At 54.5% G+C, this 16,856-nt stretch carries 20 protein-coding genes, 1 pseudogene and 1 other annotated feature; of the genes and pseudogenes, 6 read left to right on the forward strand and 15 right to left on the reverse strand.

Annotation, left to right across the window (positions count from 1 at the left end; translation table 11 throughout):
• Positions 1-5: 5 nt before the first annotated feature.
• Complete coding sequence (locus IAI47_RS09095) at positions 6-329, reverse strand: HI1450 family dsDNA-mimic protein (protein WP_003853921.1); 324 nt, start codon at positions 327-329, stop codon at positions 6-8.
• A gap of 45 nt (positions 330-374) precedes the next feature.
• Positions 375-1,835, reverse strand: coding sequence for a cardiolipin synthase (cls, locus tag IAI47_RS09100; protein WP_003853919.1), 1,461 nt, complete (start codon positions 1,833-1,835; stop codon positions 375-377).
• Between the two features lie 159 nt (positions 1,836-1,994).
• Between cls and IAI47_RS09105 the strand changes: the two genes are divergently transcribed.
• Entirely contained in the window at positions 1,995-2,168 is a 174-nt protein-coding gene (locus tag IAI47_RS09105) for a YciY family protein (protein WP_003853917.1), read from the forward strand.
• Here IAI47_RS09105 and IAI47_RS09110 read toward each other — a convergent pair whose 3' ends face one another.
• Entirely contained in the window at positions 2,169-2,486 is a 318-nt protein-coding gene (locus IAI47_RS09110) for a hypothetical protein (protein WP_003853915.1), read from the reverse strand. It abuts the gene before it with no gap.
• A 352-nt stretch (positions 2,487-2,838) separates the two neighbouring features.
• Between IAI47_RS09110 and ycgZ the strand changes: the two genes are divergently transcribed.
• A complete protein-coding gene (gene ycgZ, locus IAI47_RS09115) occupies positions 2,839-3,081 on the forward strand; it encodes a regulatory protein YcgZ (protein WP_003853913.1) in 243 nt (80 codons plus the stop codon).
• 223 nt (positions 3,082-3,304) lie between these two features.
• Here ycgZ and IAI47_RS09120 read toward each other — a convergent pair whose 3' ends face one another.
• Together IAI47_RS09120 and IAI47_RS09125 are read right to left on the reverse strand one after the other, a co-directional pair.
• Complete coding sequence (locus IAI47_RS09120) at positions 3,305-3,490, reverse strand: hypothetical protein (RefSeq protein ID WP_003853911.1); 186 nt, start codon at positions 3,488-3,490, stop codon at positions 3,305-3,307.
• 76 nt (positions 3,491-3,566) lie between these two features.
• Positions 3,567-3,863: a YciI family protein gene (locus IAI47_RS09125; RefSeq protein WP_003853909.1), complete on the reverse strand. Its 297-nt coding sequence runs from the start codon at positions 3,861-3,863 to the stop codon at positions 3,567-3,569.
• 197 nt (positions 3,864-4,060) lie between these two features.
• Here IAI47_RS09125 and tonB point away from each other — a divergent pair, with 197 nt between their 5' ends.
• The gene (gene tonB, locus IAI47_RS09130; protein WP_008925290.1) at positions 4,061-4,804 is read left to right on the forward strand and encodes a TonB system transport protein TonB; all 744 of its coding nucleotides are present in this window, start codon (positions 4,061-4,063) and stop codon (positions 4,802-4,804) included.
• Positions 4,805-4,840: 36 nt separating this feature from the next.
• On the opposite strand, the gene yciA is transcribed toward tonB, so the two are convergent.
• The 4 genes from yciA to IAI47_RS09150 are packed head-to-tail and all read right to left on the reverse strand — an operon-like array spanning position 4,841 to position 7,092.
• Positions 4,841-5,263 (reverse strand): acyl-CoA thioester hydrolase YciA, encoded by a 423-nt coding sequence (yciA, locus tag IAI47_RS09135; protein WP_003853906.1) that lies wholly within the window; start codon positions 5,261-5,263, stop codon positions 4,841-4,843.
• A 59-nt stretch (positions 5,264-5,322) separates the two neighbouring features.
• Positions 5,323-5,862, reverse strand: coding sequence for a septation protein A (locus IAI47_RS09140; protein ID WP_003853904.1), 540 nt, complete (start codon positions 5,860-5,862; stop codon positions 5,323-5,325).
• Positions 5,863-5,913: 51 nt separating this feature from the next.
• The gene (locus tag IAI47_RS09145; RefSeq protein WP_003853901.1) at positions 5,914-6,648 is read right to left on the reverse strand and encodes a YciC family protein; all 735 of its coding nucleotides are present in this window, start codon (positions 6,646-6,648) and stop codon (positions 5,914-5,916) included.
• 27 nt (positions 6,649-6,675) lie between these two features.
• Positions 6,676-7,092, reverse strand: coding sequence for a YkgJ family cysteine cluster protein (locus IAI47_RS09150; RefSeq protein ID WP_008925289.1), 417 nt, complete (start codon positions 7,090-7,092; stop codon positions 6,676-6,678).
• Between the two features lie 250 nt (positions 7,093-7,342).
• On the opposite strand from IAI47_RS09150, the gene ompW reads away from it, so the two are divergent.
• Positions 7,343-7,978 carry an outer membrane protein OmpW gene (gene ompW / locus IAI47_RS09155; protein WP_181162201.1) on the forward strand — a complete coding sequence of 212 codons (636 nt, stop codon included), beginning with the start codon at positions 7,343-7,345 and terminating at the stop codon, positions 7,976-7,978.
• A 48-nt stretch (positions 7,979-8,026) separates the two neighbouring features.
• Here ompW and IAI47_RS09160 read toward each other — a convergent pair whose 3' ends face one another.
• From IAI47_RS09160 to IAI47_RS09190, 6 genes and pseudogenes are all read right to left on the reverse strand, one after another.
• Positions 8,027-8,341, reverse strand: a complete 315-nt coding sequence (locus IAI47_RS09160; protein ID WP_003853895.1) for a BON domain-containing protein — start codon at positions 8,339-8,341, stop codon at positions 8,027-8,029.
• Between the two features lie 149 nt (positions 8,342-8,490).
• Positions 8,491-9,294 carry a tryptophan synthase subunit alpha gene (gene trpA, locus IAI47_RS09165; protein ID WP_003853893.1) on the reverse strand — a complete coding sequence of 268 codons (804 nt, stop codon included), beginning with the start codon at positions 9,292-9,294 and terminating at the stop codon, positions 8,491-8,493.
• Complete coding sequence (trpB, locus tag IAI47_RS09170) at positions 9,294-10,484, reverse strand: tryptophan synthase subunit beta (RefSeq protein WP_008925287.1); 1,191 nt, start codon at positions 10,482-10,484, stop codon at positions 9,294-9,296. Before trpB ends, trpA begins: the two co-directional genes overlap by 1 nt.
• A gap of 45 nt (positions 10,485-10,529) precedes the next feature.
• Positions 10,530-11,891: a bifunctional indole-3-glycerol-phosphate synthase TrpC/phosphoribosylanthranilate isomerase TrpF gene (gene trpCF / locus IAI47_RS09175; RefSeq protein WP_008925286.1), complete on the reverse strand. Its 1,362-nt coding sequence runs from the start codon at positions 11,889-11,891 to the stop codon at positions 10,530-10,532.
• 2 nt (positions 11,892-11,893) lie between these two features.
• Positions 11,894-13,488, reverse strand: a pseudogene (gene trpD / locus IAI47_RS22040) (bifunctional anthranilate synthase glutamate amidotransferase component TrpG/anthranilate phosphoribosyltransferase TrpD).
• Complete coding sequence (locus tag IAI47_RS09190; protein WP_003853887.1) at positions 13,488-15,053, reverse strand: anthranilate synthase component 1; 1,566 nt, start codon at positions 15,051-15,053, stop codon at positions 13,488-13,490. Before IAI47_RS09190 ends, trpD begins: the two are co-directional and overlap by 1 nt.
• A 23-nt stretch (positions 15,054-15,076) precedes the next feature.
• Positions 15,077-15,178: a sequence feature (Trp leader region), on the reverse strand.
• Positions 15,179-15,298: 120 nt separating this feature from the next.
• Here IAI47_RS09190 and IAI47_RS09195 point away from each other — a divergent pair.
• Both IAI47_RS09195 and IAI47_RS09200 read left to right on the forward strand, forming a co-directional pair.
• Positions 15,299-16,216, forward strand: a complete 918-nt coding sequence (locus IAI47_RS09195) for a PHP domain-containing protein (protein ID WP_167518470.1) — start codon at positions 15,299-15,301, stop codon at positions 16,214-16,216.
• Between the two features lie 12 nt (positions 16,217-16,228).
• Positions 16,229-16,849, forward strand: a complete 621-nt coding sequence (locus IAI47_RS09200; RefSeq protein ID WP_003853883.1) for an L-threonylcarbamoyladenylate synthase — start codon at positions 16,229-16,231, stop codon at positions 16,847-16,849.
• Positions 16,850-16,856 lie beyond the last annotated feature (7 nt).

Here is a 16,856-nt window from a genome sequence, read left to right on the forward strand (position 1 = left end):
GACGCTTATTCACGCCACAGGATATGACAGAGCTTGTGATCTTTTTCGCGACACAACAACACGCGAGCAAAGACGTCGGTAATCGGTTCACCGTCCGCTTCACCCAACCCAATCACCACCTCGGCGAAAAAGTCAGGGTTCAGATCGAAATCGACATGATCTTTCCAGTCTTCAGACGGATCAAACAGCTCTGCGCCACCGCGCTCTTCGAACTGCAGATTGAAGAGAATGACGTCTGCCGGGTCAAGATTGTCGACAGCCAGCTCAAGAAAGATATCGTAGGCTTGTTCCAGCGTTTCATCTTCGGTAAGGCGATTATTTAAATCCATAGTCTGTCCTGTCGGCCTGCGGCCATTTACACAATCTGGCTCGTTTTACAGTAAAGGGCTGAAGAAGTAAAACAGTCGTTCGACGATGCGCTGCCACCACGCACGTTTTGCCCAGCGCTTGCCATCCAGTAGGCGGGAACGGGCGATATAATCATCCTGCACACAGGCGAGATCGCTGCCAAAACCGGCGTCATCGACCACCAGCGTCACTTCAAAATTGAGCCATAAACTGCGCATATCCAGGTTCACGGTGCCCACCAGGCTCAGCTGTCCATCGACCAGCACGCTTTTAGTGTGCAGCAGACCATCTTCAAACTGATAGATTTTCACGCCCGCTTCCAGCATCTCGCTGAAGAAGGAGCGGCTGGCCCAGCCGACCAGCAGCGAGTCGTTGTGACGCGGCACAATCACGCTGACATTAACGCCACGCTGTGCGGCCGTACAGATAGCATGCAGCAGGTCGTCGCTCGGCACTAAGTAAGGAGTCGTCATGATCAGCTGCTCACGCGCTGAATAGACCGCGGTCAGCAGCGCCTGATGAATCATATCTTCCGGGAAGCCAGGACCGGAGGCGATGACCTGCACCGTGTGGCCGCTCTCCTGTTCAAACGGCATGATGTTGCGATCGGGCGGCGGCGGCAGAATGCGCTTACCGGTCTCAATCTCCCAGTCGCAGCTGAAAACAATGCCCATCGCGGTCGCTACCGGACCTTCCATACGCGCCATCAGGTCAATCCACTGGCCTACGCCCGCGCTTTGTTTAAAGAAGCGCGGATCGACCAGGTTCATGCTGCCGGTATAGGCGATGTAATTATCAATCAGAACGATTTTACGATGCTGGCGGAGATCCATTCGTCGCAGGAAGACGCGCAGCAGGCTAACCTGCAACGCCTCTACGACATCGATCCCGGCATTGCGCATCATGCCCACCCAGGGACTGCGGAAAAAGTCGACGCTGCCCGCTGAGTCGAGCAGCAGTCGGCAGTGAACGCCACGGCGCGAGGCCGCCATCAGCGATTCTGCGACTTCATCTGCCAGCCCACCGGGATGCCAGATATAAAAAACCATCTCTATGTTGTGGCGTGCCAGTTGAATATCACGAATCAGCGCCTGCATAACATCGTCAGAGCTGGTAAGCAGCTGAAGCTGGTTTCCCTTGACCCCGGCAATGCCCTGGCGATGGTAACAAAGCTCGAAGAGCGAGCGAGCAACGTCACTGTGTTCAGTGGCAAAAATTTCACGGCACTGTTTCAGGTCACTGAGCCAGCGGGCGGTAGACGGCCACATGGTGCGCGCACGCTCCGCACGACGTTTACCCAGATGCAGTTCGCCAAACGAAAGATAAGCGATTATGCCTACCAGTGGCAGAATATAGATAACCAGAAGCCATGCCATGGCGGATGTTACCGCACGTCTTTTCATTAATACGCGCAGCGTCACCCCGGCGATGAGCAGCCAGTAACCAAATACCAGTAACCAGCTGATCAGGGTGTAAAAAGTGGTCATAAAGTGGACGTCCCGTTCGCGCTTTCGTCCGGCAAGTTTACGTGCAGAAGCCGGTTAACGAAACCCTTAATCCAAGACATCATCGATGAAGGATCCGATTTGGCATTGCCGCAAAGATCTCTATAATGCCCCGGCATAGATGACGTCAGTGAGGAAGTGATGAAACGAAGCAGAAATGAAGTGGCGCGCTGGAGAATGTTACGTCAGGTGCATCGCCGTCGTTCACGCTGGCTGGAAGGGCAGTCGCGACGCTATAAACGCATCCACTGCATCCGCCATCAACTGGCCCAGCAGCAGCGTCGCTCGATTCTGTTTATTACGCAGATAATATAATCAGGCTTCCAGAAACCCTAATTCATCCATCACTCGTCGCGCCATGGAATGTTCCTGTCGTGACGCTCCCCGATCGGTGACTTCACGCATCAGACAATCCACTACGCTGCCCAGCGATGTGGGTCTGCGATAACCCACACGGTCATACCATTCAAAAGACCATTTATCAGACTTACGCTGATAATAAACGGTCAGCCACGCTGAGCAGTTGGCCGGATAACCACTCAGAACTTCAATTTTTGGATCGGCAATAGCCTGAATCCGTGATAACAGCGGATCAAACAGCGTAATAGTCTGGCGAGTGTAGGTTTTATTCATAATGAGCCCGCGACGATACTGCGCATCCCTTCGAGGTCAGAGGTGTAATCAATCAGTAATAAATGTAGACAGCCCTTCTGAATAATTCCTCTTTAAAGCTAAAAAAATGATGTTCAGATCATAATTAGCCGAACAACAGCGCGTAGCGGTCAGGATACCAGAACAGGAGGTGATGAATGACAGGAAACCTGTACAACTTTACATTTAGTCAAGCTACTGAAATTTATGATTTTATTTTTTTAAATGTACAAATCAGCGATTTTTTAACCTAAATACCTGTACAACTAAGGCCTGGTTGTATAGCTTTACCGCATCGGTTAGTAACTTTTAATGAATCCTATGAGGGCCAACCATGCAGACTAACGTTCGTATTCCCGCTTCAGTATCTGATATCTCAGCTTATTTGCACAGTGCTGCGCAGCCTTCCCAGCAGGCCATTCTTGGATCTGTTGTGACAGAAATTATCAGTTCTGGCCGTAGCCTGAATCGTAAAGCTATCTGCTCAAAACTTATCAGCCGTTTACAACATGTCGACAACCCGGAAGAAGAGCAGCACTACCATGCATTAATTGGCCTGATCCTGGACCGGAGTTAATCGCGCGCCGATATTGTGTCAGCAAGAGATGTGTAAAGCAGAGTGCAGGCGAATCTCACTACGCGATCGAATTCAGTCAGTCAGGGGCAACGCCTTTATTAATTGTGGTCCTGCATAAACGCCACGGTATTAAATTGGGTTGCCTTATGATTATCTCGCAACACAGTTACGGTTAAAGCGTTAATCAATTATTCTGTGAACCAGATGCATTGCTAAGTGAACATTATCCCGGAAGACGCTGCGCCGTCATCATCAGCGTAACGTTGACCAGTTGCAGGGCGGCCGCCAGCACAATCAGCATGACAATCCACTGTTTTTTATTACGCCACCCCTGGGTGCGCCAGAGATAAACTGCACCGCCAATCAGCAGCGTGATAATTGCCAGCAGTCCCATAATGATTATCTGCATCTTTCCTCCTTCAATGATAAAAACAAAAATGGCTTCTGTGCCAGGCACAGAAGCCATTTTGACTGCATGTTCTCTATCAGAAGACGCGTTTGAATGGTTTAACCGAGACCTGTTTGTAGACGCCTGCGGCAAAATAAGGGTCATCCTGCGCCCAGGATTGTGCGGCTTCTAATGATGGAAACTCAGCAATCACCGTTGAGCCGGTAAAGCCCGCCACGCCCGGATCGTTACTGTCAACTGCAGGCATCGGCCCTGCAATGATCAGGCGTCCCTCTTCCTGCAGCAGTTTAAGCCGCGCCAGATGGGCGGGGCGAACGGCGTTACGTTTTTCCAGTGACTCTGCAGTATCTTCTGCATAAATGACGTAAAGCACTAAGGAACTCCTGATTATCCGAATTTTGCAACACGTTAAGGGATTGACGATTAGAGTGCAAACGAAACCTGTAGAGGGTGAATCGCTCAGCATAAAGGGCTAAAAAGCGCTTTTCTTCAGAGAGGATGGCGGGAGTTATTGAAACTGATTGCTATTTGCATTTAAAATCGCTGCTTCATTCAATCGCCGCGACTGTTATGACCACGCTGACTATGCCATTACCTAAACGCACGCCTGTCTCCATGTTGTTGTCTGTAGCTTTGCATGGCGCTGTGATTGCCGGAATTCTGTATATGTCATTCCAGCAGGTGAGTGAGGTGCCTAAGGCGTCGCAGCCTATCAGCGTGACGATGGTCGCGCCGGAGGTCCAGCCCGAGCCTGCACCGGCCATCGTGCAGCCGCCTGCGCCGCAGCCAGAACCCCAGCCAGAACCCGAACCGCAGCCTGTACCGGAGCCGCCGAAAGCAGAGCCGGTGCCGATCCCTAAACCTGAACCAAAGCCCAAACCTAAACCCAAACCGGAGCACAAGCGGGAGCAGCCCAAACGCGAGGTGAAGCCGCGTCGGGAGACCAAACCGCAGGCTGACCCCTTTAAGCAGGATGTTCCGGCGACCCAGAACAAACCTGCTGCAGCGCCAAAAGCAACGCCGTCACCCACGGCATCGGCCTCAACCGGTCCCAAAGCCCTGGCCGTTACCAAGCCAGGTTATCCGCCGCGTGCTCTGGCACTGCGGATAGAAGGGCGCGTTCGGGTAAAATTCGATGTGGACAGCGACGGACGGGTGGATAATATCCAGATCCTCTCTGCACAGCCGAGCAATATGTTTGAGCGGACCGTCAAACAGGCGATGAAAAACTGGCGCTACGAGAAAGAGAAGCCAGGACAGGGGCTGACGATGAATATCGTTTTCAAAATCAATGGCGGTGCCAGTATTGAGTAAGGCGCCGGGTCAGGCTCAGATTGCCTGACCCGTCAGTTATCCTGCAGGCTGCTGATTGGCGCGGCCGGCTGGCAGAGGACGTGAATTCCCCTCATTGTCGACTGCCACATAGATAAATACCGCTTCCGTTGCACAGTAGGTTTGACCAATCGGCTCAGATGACACTTTTTTGATCCACACTTCCACGTTAATCGTCATGGAACTGTTACCGGTACGGAGACAGCTCGCATGGCAACTCACCACATCGCCCACCGCGACAGGCTTCATGAATGACATACCGTCAACGCGCACGGTAACCACACGTCCTTCAGCGATCTCTTTTGCCAGGATAGCGCCGCCCATATCCATCTGTGACATCAGCCAGCCACCAAAAATATCGCCGTTGGCGTTGGTGTCTGCCGGCATGGCGAGCGTTCGCAGCACCATTTCGCCTTGCGGTAATTTATGTTTTTCGCCCATTGCTTCCACTTTTTATGCAGGTAAATGCTAAAAAAATGCCCGGCGAGCCGGGCAGATGATTATTTTTGTTCCTGCTGCGGCATCTGTCGCCAGATGTAAAGCCCGCTAAGCAGGGTAAACAGTAAGGTCAGACCCGAGAGACCGAACACTTTAAAGTTAACCCAAAACGCCTGAGATAACCAAAAGGCAACATAGATGTTGACCAGGCCGCAGATCAGGAAGAACAGCGCCCAGGCGACATTGAGCCTGCGCCAGACCGCATCAGGCAGTTGCAGCTCTTTACCCAGCATGCGCTGAATCAGCGTCTGCTCCATAAACCACTGACTGTAGAGCAGGGCGGCGGCAAACAGGCTGTAGATCACCGTGACTTTCCACTTAATGAACTCATCGTTGTGGAACACCAGCGTCAGGGTGCCAAAAACGGCCACCAGCACAAAGGTGAAAATCGTCATCTTTTCCAGCTTGCGATAAAGCACCCAGCTGACCACCAGGGCCAGACCGGTTGCCACAATCAGGGCGCCCGAGGCGACAAAAATGTCATAAAGCTTATAAAAGATGAAAAAGACCACCAGGGGGAGAAAGTCGAGTAGCTGCTTCATAGTTTTTCCATTCAGAGTTGGCTTCAAATGCGCCCGAAGGCACACCGTCAATCAACGTAACAGCATATAGAGCCGATAGAGGTAGATAATCAACATTGCTGAAACCACATTGCCTGCCGCAGTGAAAATTACCGAGGAAACATTCAGCGGGAGTACCGTCAGCGAAGAGAAAAACAGCATCACTATTACTTTGGCCAGCAGCCAGAGCAGTATTGCGGGGGCAATCAGCTTCACATTCTTCCAGGCCATCCGCATACTGGCGCGCATCGCGGCAAAGACACCCATCTTCTCACTGGCGACCATCACGGGCGCCAGCGACAGCAGAATCGTCAGCAGAATGCCTGGCACCACCAGCACCATAAAGCCCAGTTGCGCCACCAGCGTCATCAGGAAGGTCAGGAGCAGCAGCTTTGGCAACAGCGGCGCTGACGCACCAATCGCCCGCAGCGCACTGACACGCTGGCCTGAGGAGACCATCGGGATCAGATAGAGCATGCCGCCAAGCAGCAGCGTATTCCCCATCAGCGCCGCAAAGGTGCTGGCCGCCGAGGCACGCAGCAGCACCTGCTGCTGTTCCGGTGACATATTCTGCACCATCTCAAACAACGAACTGGCACTGTCATCGCCCTGTTGCAGGATGGCCATCTGATCGGCACCTGGTGTCAGCACATGCACCAGCATGACAGTGACAAAAGCGGCCAGCAGCGACATCAACAACACTGTAGAGAGTTGATGCCGCGCAAAATTTCCTGTGTCACGGTATAACGAGCTTGCCGTGATAGACATGTACACTCCTTGAAGGAACCGGGTTAATTAACCCGGCGATTGTACATGTTCTGGCAGCTCCGGGGCACCCGGCAGGGCATAACTTTCTGTCATAACAGGTAAAGATGGCGAAAAAAGGGGAGAAAGACCATAACGGGCGCGGGCACGATCGCAGGCTTCATTATGAATACCTCCTTCACCGGACAAAGTGAATTCCCGACAGGGCGCAGGACGCTGTTCATAGATGCCGCAAGAGACACAGCCGCCAATTTCGCCCTGTAAAGCAACGCAGCGGGGTGCTGCACGGTTAGTGCCACGCATATTACGCATGAACAGGTTAAGCGGTTCGGTTAATTCGGTCGGCACCAGGCCGCCCGCATCATCGGCTTCAGCCCAGTAAAATGAGACACGGAAATGGGCGCAGCAGGCGCCACAGCTGACACAAGGGTTGGAAAGCTCACTCATTTGATCATCCGCCCCTCCCAGGGCATCGAACCAAAATCAACAATGAAGATAAGCAACATAGAGCGGGCAAAATTATTCAGCAAGGGGAATTTGGCTGTGGCCGCCGCAGTTGAAATTGATCTAAATCAACCCATTGTTTTTTAAACACTTTATCTGAATGTTACAGAGTGCAATTTTCTCTGAATCACGTTAAATAATTGCCAGCTAAAAAGCGATGACAGTCGCTACATTCACATTAAGCAAAGGAGTGATGATGAAACTGGCAAAATGCGCGATGCTGCTGGCGCTGGCTCTTCCCCAGCTGGCAATGGCACACGAAGCGGGCGACTTCTTTATGCGGGCCGGCAGTGCCACCGTCCGTCCTACCGAAGGTTCCGATAATGTGTTGGGGATGGGGTCTTTCAGCGCTTCCAACGACACGCAACTGGGTCTGACCTTTACCTATATGGCAACGGATAACATTGGCGTCGAGCTACTGGCGGCCACGCCATTCCGCCATAAAGTGGGTCTTGGTCCGACCGGCACGCTGGCTACCGTGCGCCAGTTACCCCCCACGCTGATGGCGCAGTACTACTTTTTTGACAGCAAAAGTAAAGTGCGTCCTTATATCGGCGTAGGTATCAACTACACCACCTTCTACGATGCCGATTTCAATCAGACGGGCCGCGATGCGGGACTGACCGATCTCAGCGTAAAAGATTCCTGGGGTATGGCAGGTCAGGTTGGTCTGGATTATCAGATTAACCGTGACTGGATGCTGAACGCGTCGTTGTGGTACATGGATATTGACACGGAAGTGAAGTTTAAAGCCGGTGGCGAACAGCAGAACATCAATATGCGCATCGATCCCTGGGTCTTCTTCTTCGGAGCGGGTTACCGTTTCTGATGAGAAAAAGGCCGCTGAATCAGCGGCCTTTTTGTGTCTGTTAAGACGTTATTTTATCTGCATGTTGTTGACGACTGACTTCACGCCCGGCACGCTGCGCGTGACCTGTACGGCACGATTAGCCATCTGTGGTGATGAAACAAAGCCGCTCAGCTGAACTTTACCTTTAAAGGTTTCTACGTTGATTTCAGTTGATTTCAGCGACTCATCTTTCAGCAGCTCACCTTTAACTTTCGTGGTCACTACGGTGTCATCAATATAGCCACCGGTTCCCTCTTTGGTTGCGGTTGGCGCACAGGCGCTCAGTGTCAGCGCAACCACGCCCGCCAGTACAGCACCTGTCAGCAGTTTAACGAATTTCATTGCCTTCTCTCCCTGTCACAAAATGGATGCGACGTTACCGTAACGGCGCATTGTCATTGTGGTGCAGATTTTGCAAAAAGGGCAAATAGCGAAATGAAAAAAAAGGAAACAAATCATGCCTTATCGTGGGATAAGGCATGCTGGCAGGATTAACGGCTGGCGGCTTTGAGGCGGCTGACGAAATTTTTCAGTTCGCTCAGCATCACTTCAGGTTCTGCATGATGCTTTTCAATGATTTTGACAATCGCAGAACCGGAGATCGCACCTGCGGCGCCGGAAGCAATCGCTTCTTTCACCTGTTCAGGCTCTGAAATCCCAAAGCCCTGCAGCGGTGGTGCCGCGTGGTATCCGCGCAGCTTGTCGATCAGATGCTTCAGCGGCAGGCTGGCGCGATTTTCGGCCCCCGTGACACCGGCGCGTGACAGCAGGTAGGTATAACCCCGGCCGTGCGACGCAATCTCGCGCAGCAGGTCATCGCTGGCGTTAGGCGGACAAATAAAGATAGGGGCAACGCCGTGACGCAGAGCCGCCTGGCGGAAAGGCGCTGACTCTTCAACCGGGACATCCGCCACCAGAACCGAATCGACACCCGCTTCGGCACAACGGGCATAAAACGCATCCACGCCGTTAGTGAAGACCAGATTGGCGTACATGAGTAATCCAATCGGCAAATCCGGGTATTTCCGGCGGATAGTCGCCAGCATTTCAAAACACTGGCTGGTGTTGGTGCCCGCCGCAAAGGCGCGCAATGTTGCGTTCTGAATGGTCGGCCCATCCGCCAGCGGATCGGAGAAGGGAATGCCCAGCTCCAGCGCATCCGCGCCACCTTCAACGAGGGCGTCAATCACGCGCAGTGAAAGCTCGGGAGAAGGGTCGCCCAGCGTCACAAAAGGAACGAAAGCCCCTTCGTTGTTCGCTGACAGACGGGTAAAAAGTTGATTGTAACGTTCCATCAGATTTCTCCCTGCGCTGTCAAAATATCATGAACGGTGAAAATATCTTTGTCGCCACGGCCAGAGAGGTTAACGACAATCAACTGCTCTTTTTCCGGTTCGGCGTGAATCATCTTCATAGCGTGCGCCAGGGCGTGAGAGGATTCCAGCGCCGGAATGATACCTTCCGCACGACACAGCTGTTTAAACGCGTCCATTGCTTCGTTATCGGTAATGGAGACATATTCTGCACGACCGATGCTGTTCAGGTGCGCATGCTGCGGACCAACTGAAGGGAAGTCGAGACCGGCAGAAATCGAGTAAGACTCTTCAATCTGGCCATCATGCGTTTGCATCATCGGTGATTTCATTCCGAAGTAGATACCGACGCGGCCGTGCTTAAGCGGTGCGCCATGCTCGCCGGTCTCAATGCCGTGGCCGGCAGGCTCAACGCCAATCAGCTTCACGCCGGGTTCGTCGATAAAGTCGGCAAACATCCCGATAGCGTTGGAGCCGCCACCCACACAGGCGAGGATGGCGTCTGGCAGACGGCCCTCTCTTTCCCGAATCTGCTTTTTAGTCTCTTCGCCGATCATGCGCTGGAACTCACGCACAATGGTCGGGAAGGGATGCGGACCCGCCGCGGTGCCGAGCATGTAGTGAGAGGTCTCGTAGCTGCCAGACCAGTCGCGCAGCGCTTCGTTACAGGCATCTTTGAGCGTGGCGGAGCCGCTGTGAACCGGGATTACTTCTGCGCCCATCAGACGCATACGGAACACGTTAGGTGACTGACGCTCGACATCTTTCGCACCCATATAGATGCGGCATTTCATGCCCAGCAGCGCACAGGCTAGCGCGGAAGCCACACCGTGCTGACCGGCCCCGGTTTCGGCAATGATTTCGTTTTTGCCCATGCGTTTGGCTAACAGCGCCTGACCCAGCACCTGGTTGGTTTTGTGCGCGCCACCATGCAGCAGATCTTCACGCTTCAGGTAGAGGCGGGTTTTCGTGCCTTTTGTCAGGTTTTTGCACAGCGTCAGGGCAGTAGGACGACCCGCATAGTTCTTTAGCAGGTCGGTAAATTCGGCCTGAAACTCAGGATCTTTCTGGGCGTCGACAAACGCCTGTTCCAGCTGCTGAAGAGCGGGCATCAGGATCTGCGGAACATACATTCCGCCAAACTCGCCAAAATAGGGATTCAGTAACGTCATTTTTATCTTCCTTTCTCGGGCCCGCTGTGGAGCAGGCCAGGCAAATCAGTAGGCACGCAGTGTCTGAAACACAGCGGCAATTTTACGGGCATCTTTGATGCCAGGCGCACTTTCCACGCCAGAGTTGAAGTCCAGTCCGGCACAGCCCAGCTGCGCGGCTTCAACACAGTTATCTGCGCTCAGGCCACCGGCCAGCAGCACATCGTTCAGCGTCTGACCCTGCAACAGCGACCAGTCGAAACGCTGTCCGGTGCCGCCATCGCCATTATCAAAGACATAGCGGTCAACATGGGGCCAGTCGCGCGCCGGTAACGTGCCTTCAATGCGCAGCGCCTTCCAGATCTGAATCTCTGCGGGCAGCACCGCACGCAGTTCGGCCACAAATTCCGGTGTCTCATTGCCATGTAACTGCACTGCGGACAGTGAAAGTTCGGTGGCATGCGTGACAATGTCACTAACTGAGTTGTTGCGGAATACGCCGACATAGCGCAGCGGCGCGGCAGCAATCACGGTATGTGCAGTGGCGGTGTCGATCTGGCGCGGTGAACCTTCAGCGAAAATCAGACCACCGTAGATCGCGCCAGCTTCATACGCAGCACGTGCATCTTCGTCACGGGTTAAGCCGCACACTTTATTGCTGCCCAGCGTGACGCGACGCACCGCGCCCGTCAGGTCAGCTTCTTCCATCAGGGCTGAGCCAATCAGGAAGCCATTCGCAAAGTGGCTCAGCTCGCGAATATCAGCGTAGCTGTTAATACCCGATTCACTGATGACCGTCACGCCGTGCGACAGGCGTGGCGCCAGTTGGCGGGTACGGTTGAGATCAATAGAGAGGTCACGCAGATCGCGGTTATTAATTCCCACGACTTTAGCCTGCAGCGCGATAGCCCGCTCAAGCTCCTCTTCATTACTCACTTCCGTCAGAATGCCCATCTTCAGGCTGTGCGCCACGGCGGCCAGTTGACGATACTGCTCATCGTCAAGTACCGACAGCATCAGCAGGATCGCATCCGCCTGGTAGTAGCGGGCAAGATAGATCTGATAAGGGTCGATGATAAAATCTTTGCACAGCACAGGCTGGGTGATGGCAGCGCTGACAATCGGCAGAAAGGCGAAGTCGCCCTGAAAATATTTCTCATCAGTCAGCACGGACACCGCGGAAGCGTAATGGCGGTAAACCCCGGCAATGGCGGCCGGATCGAAATCCTCGCGAATCACGCCTTTTGAGGGTGACGCTTTTTTACACTCCAGGATAAACGCGGTTCTTGCGCCCTGCAGCGCGTCGTAGAAATGACGGCTGGCAGGTTCAATGCTGTTCTGAAAGGTGGAAAGAGGCTGCTGCTGCTGGCGGGCTTCAACCCAAATCGCTTTGTCCTGAACAATTTTTTCTAACACGGTGCCTTTCATGATTATCCTCTTGCTGCCAGTGCGACTACACGCTCATAAGCCTGTCCGCTGCGGATGGCGTTAAGCGCCTGCTGTGCGTTTTCACGCAGATCTTCCTGACCAAATACTTTAAGCAACATCGCCACGTTGACGGCGACCGCCTCCTCATGGGCCTGCTGGCCATTACCCTGGAGTAAAGCCGTCAGAATGTCACGATTTTCTTCCGGCGTGCCGCCCGCCAGCGCTTCTTTGGGATGGAAGCCAAAACCAAAGTCTTCTGGCGAAAGCTGATAGCGGGTGATTTCCCCTTCACGGAGTTCAGCCACGTGTGTCACATCGTGCAGCGCCACTTCATCCATGCCGCCACCGTGAACCACTGCGGCGCGCTGATAACCCAGCACTTTCAGCGTCTGGGCAATCGGCATCACCAGGTCCGGGCTATAAACACCGATTACTGCCAGTGGAGGGCGCGCCGGGTTGATCAGCGGACCTAACACATTAAATAGCGTACGGGTCTTCAGCTGCTGACGGACCGGCATCGCGTGGCGAAAGCCGGTGTGGTACTGGGGCGCAAACAGGAAGCAGACGTTCAGATCGTCCAGCGCCTGGCGCGCACGGTCAGCGGGCATATCAAGATTAATACCAAAAGCGGCCAGCAGATCCGACGAACCCGATTTACTGGAGACGCTGCGGTTGCCGTGCTTAGCGACTTTCAGACCGCAGGTCGCGGCCGCAAAGGCGCTGGCCGTCGAGATATTAATGCTGTTACTGCCATCTCCACCGGTGCCCACGATATCGGCAAACGCGTAATCCGGGCGGGGAAACGGTTTGGCATCTTCCAGCAGCGCCGTGGCGGCTCCGGCAATCTCTTCCGGCGTTTCACCGCGTACTTTCATGGCAACCAGCGCGGCAGCAAGCTGCGTGGGCTCCAGCTGTCCGGTAATAATGGCGCTGAACAGCGCATGACTTTCAGCCTGATTCAGCGTCTGCGCCTGGTAAAGTTTTTCCAGTGTCTGTTGCATCGTTATTCTCCCTGTTACTTCGCCAGCGCCCAGGCCAGCGTCTGTTCAAGCAGACGCGCGCCCTGAGAAGTCAAAATCGATTCTGGATGGAACTGGAAACCGCAGACGCGATCGGCTTCATGGCGAACAGCCATGACCATCCCGTTGTAACTGGCGTTGACCGTCAGCTCATCTGGCGTGTTGCTGCCCACCAGCGAGTGATAGCGCGCCACCGGCAGTGGATTACTCAGGCCGTTAAACATGGCTTCGCCGTCATGAACGATGGAAGAGGCTTTGCCGTGCAGGATCTCGCCTGCCTGACCCACATGGCCGCCATAGGCTTCGACAATTGCCTGATGCCCCAGACAGATACCGATAATTGGCAGACGACCGCGCAGCACCCGCAGCAGCGCCGGCATACAGCCAGCATCTTTTGGTGCACCGGGGCCGGGGGAGAGCATCAGCACCGGATTTTCCATCCGCTGCAGCTGTTCAATTAACAGTTCAGCGGGAAGATTGTTGCGATAAATCACCACGTTGTGACCAAAGGTCCGCAGCTGATCAACCAGGTTATAGGTAAATGAGTCGATGTTATCGAGCAGCAGAATATCGGCCATCAGAAGATCTCCTTGCAGTGATGGGCAGTTGCAATAGCGCGCAGTACGGCGCGGGCTTTATTGCGGCTTTCATCCGCTTCAGCCTGCGGATTAGAGTCCAGCACCACACCGGCGCCCGCCTGCACGGTGGCAACGCCGTCTTCGACATAGGCCGAACGAATAACGATACAGGTATCGAGATCGCCCTGGGCAGTGAAGTAACCCACCGCGCCGCCATAGCTGCCGCGACGCGTGCGTTCAGCACCGGCAATCAGCTGCATGGCACGAACCTTCGGTGCACCACTTAGCGTGCCCATGTTCATACAGGCGCGATAGGCGTGCAGGACGTCGAGGTCGGCGCGCAGCGTGCCCACGACGCGGGAAACCAGATGCATCACAAAAGAATAGCGGTCGACTTTGGTCAGATCAGCGACATAACGGCTGCCGGGCACGCAGATACGCGCCAGATCGTTACGCGCCAGATCCACCAGCATCAGATGTTCAGCCAGCTCTTTATGGTCGGTGCGCATCTCCAGTTCAATGCGGCTGTCGAGATCGCGGTCCAGTGAACCATCTGCATGGCGGCCACGTGGACGGGTACCGGCAATCGGGTAGATCTCAATCTGACGCGAGGTGGCGTCATACTTCAGCGAGCTTTCAGGCGACGCGCCAAACAGGGAGAAATCCTGATCCTGCATGAAAAACATGTACGGGCTTGGGTTGCTGTTTTTCAGCGTGTCGTAGGCGGCCAGCGGTGACGGGCACGGCAGCGAGAAGCGGCGCGACGGCACGACCTGGAAAATCTCGCCGATGCGAATCGCCTGCTGCATGGTGCGAACCACGTCGCAGTACTCTTCATCACTCTGGCTGGTCGTCAGCGACATCTGCTCTACCGTCTGAACCGGCAGGGCCGGAGCAGGCTGCAGCATCTGACCATGGAGCTGCTCAATGCGACGTTGCAGGCGCTGGAATTCGCTGGTGGACGGGCAGAACAGGCTGGCCTGCAGACGCGCGCTGCGGGTCTGGTGATCAATCACCAGTAAGGTCTCTGCCAGGTAAAAACAGTAGTCGGGACAGCGTTGCTGATTATCCAGCTCCGGCAGGGTTTCAAACCCTGCGACCAGGTCGTAAGCAAACAAGCCTCCCAGCAGAACGGCTTCACGTTCGTCGGCAGAGGAGTTAACCAGCTGTGGAATAAGACGCAGTGCATCAAACACCGACAGGGCCTTAAGGCGGGAATCTTCATCCTGCTGATGATCGGTGCTCTGCGGGAAAGTCAGCTCGCGTCCATCGGGACGGACCTGATTGCTGACGGAGGCGGGCAGCGCCTCATCCAGCAGTGGCAGCACGGCGCGGCCATTTTCTGACAGCGCCTGAACGGTAACCGTATTACCCATGGCGCTGATACGCAGCGCGCTGTCGACAATCAGCAGGCTTTTCAAATTGCGCTTGCTGTCGATGTCAGCAGATTCGAGCAGCAGGGTTGCCGGACGTGCGCCGCACAGCTGATGAAACACTGCGGCCGGATCTTCGCGGTAGGGCGCGTTGCCGGTAATCAACTTCACTGTAGGTTTCGCATTTGGCATGATGATTTCTCTGAATTTCGCTCAAAAAAAAGCCCGCTCGGTGGCGGGCTCAGGTATTAGCACAGCGTTTACGCAAAGTGTGCACGACCCAGTCGCCCGTATTCGGGAACATCGCGCCAACCGTTTAAATGCGTGATTACAACAGCCATGATTCAATACCCGTTACGTGTGAACTTGTGTACTAGTTAACGGGTTCAGCGCGGAAAAGTCAATAGCCTTTTTCACTGAGCATTAAAATCGTTATCATGCTGGCCGGTTTAGTATTAGCAGGAGTTCTCTTGAGCGATATCGCCCGTTTCCCGGTTTACGATTTACACAGTCACACGCGTGCCTCCGATGGCTTTCTGACGCCAGCTGCGCTGGTGCAGCGAGCTGTAGAGATGCGCGTCGGCGTACTGGCGATCACCGACCACGACAGCGTTGCAGGTGTAGAAGAAGCGCAGCAAACGGCACTCGACCAGGATTTACCGATAAAGGTGCTGGCAGGTGCAGAGATCTCCACACTCTGGGAGAACCATGAGATTCACATCGTGGGCCTGAACATTGATATCCACCATCCGGCGATGGTGACCTTTCTGGCCGGACAACATGCGTGCCGTCGGATACGGGCCGAAGAGATCGGTGAACGACTGGCCAGGGCGCGTATTCCGGATGCGCTGGCGGGAGCGATGCGACTGGCAGATGGCGGCATCATTACCCGTGGTCACTTTGCCCGCTTCCTGATTGAGCAGGGTAAAGCTGAGAACATGGTGCAGGTGTTCAAAAATTATCTGGCGCGTGGCAAAACCGGCTACGTGCCGCCACAATGGTGTACAATTAAACAAGCTATTGATGCGATTCATCATTCTGGTGGTTGTGCCGTGCTGGCGCATCCTGGCCGTTACGGTTTATCGGCAAAGTGGCTTAAACGACTGGTCGCCCATTTCCGCGAAGCGGGGGGCGATGCGATGGAAGTCGCACAGTGCCAGCAGCCACCTAATGAGCGCACGACACTGGCGCAATACGCCAGAGATAATGAACTGGCCGCATCACAAGGTTCTGATTTTCATCAACCCTGCCCGTGGATTGAGTTGGGCCGCAAACTCTGGCTGCCCGCGGCGGTTGAGCCGGTCTGGGAACGCTTCCCGGATCTCGCTCCCAGCCTGGCAATCACGGAAAGGTGACACGAGGTTTTTATGAGTCAATTGTTTCACATTCATCCGGATAACCCACAGCCGCGCCTGATTAATCAGGCGGTCGACTATCTGAACAAAGGCAGCGTCATCGTCTATCCGACCGATTCCGGCTATGCGCTGGGCTGTCGGCTGGAAGAGAAGGGCGCGATGGAGCGCATTTGCCGTATCCGTCAGCTCGATGGGCACCACAACTTCACCCTGATGTGCCGTGACCTCTCAGAACTGTCGGTTTATTCGCAGGTGGGCAACTCCGCCTTTCGTCTGCTGAAAAACAACACGCCGGGTAACTACACCTTTATTCTTAAGGCGACCAAAGAAGTGCCGCGTCGCCTGATGAATGAGAAGCGTAAGACCATTGGTCTGCGCGTGCCTTCCAATCCAGTCGCACTGGCGCTGCTGGAAGCCCTGAATCAGCCGATGATGTCGACCTCATTAATCCTGCCGGGCAACGATTTCACCGAGTCCGATCCGGAAGAGATTCAGCACAGCATTGGTAAGCTGGTCGATCTGATCATTGACGGCGGCACGCTGGGACAGCAGCCGACCACGGTGGTCGATCTGACCACCGATGCACCGGAAATTGTGCGTGAAGGGGTGGGCGATACCCGCCCGTTCCTGTAATTAAGTC

The organism is Pantoea sp. MT58, from assembly GCF_014495885.1.
GTDB lineage: Bacteria > Pseudomonadota > Gammaproteobacteria > Enterobacterales > Enterobacteriaceae > Pantoea > Pantoea eucalypti.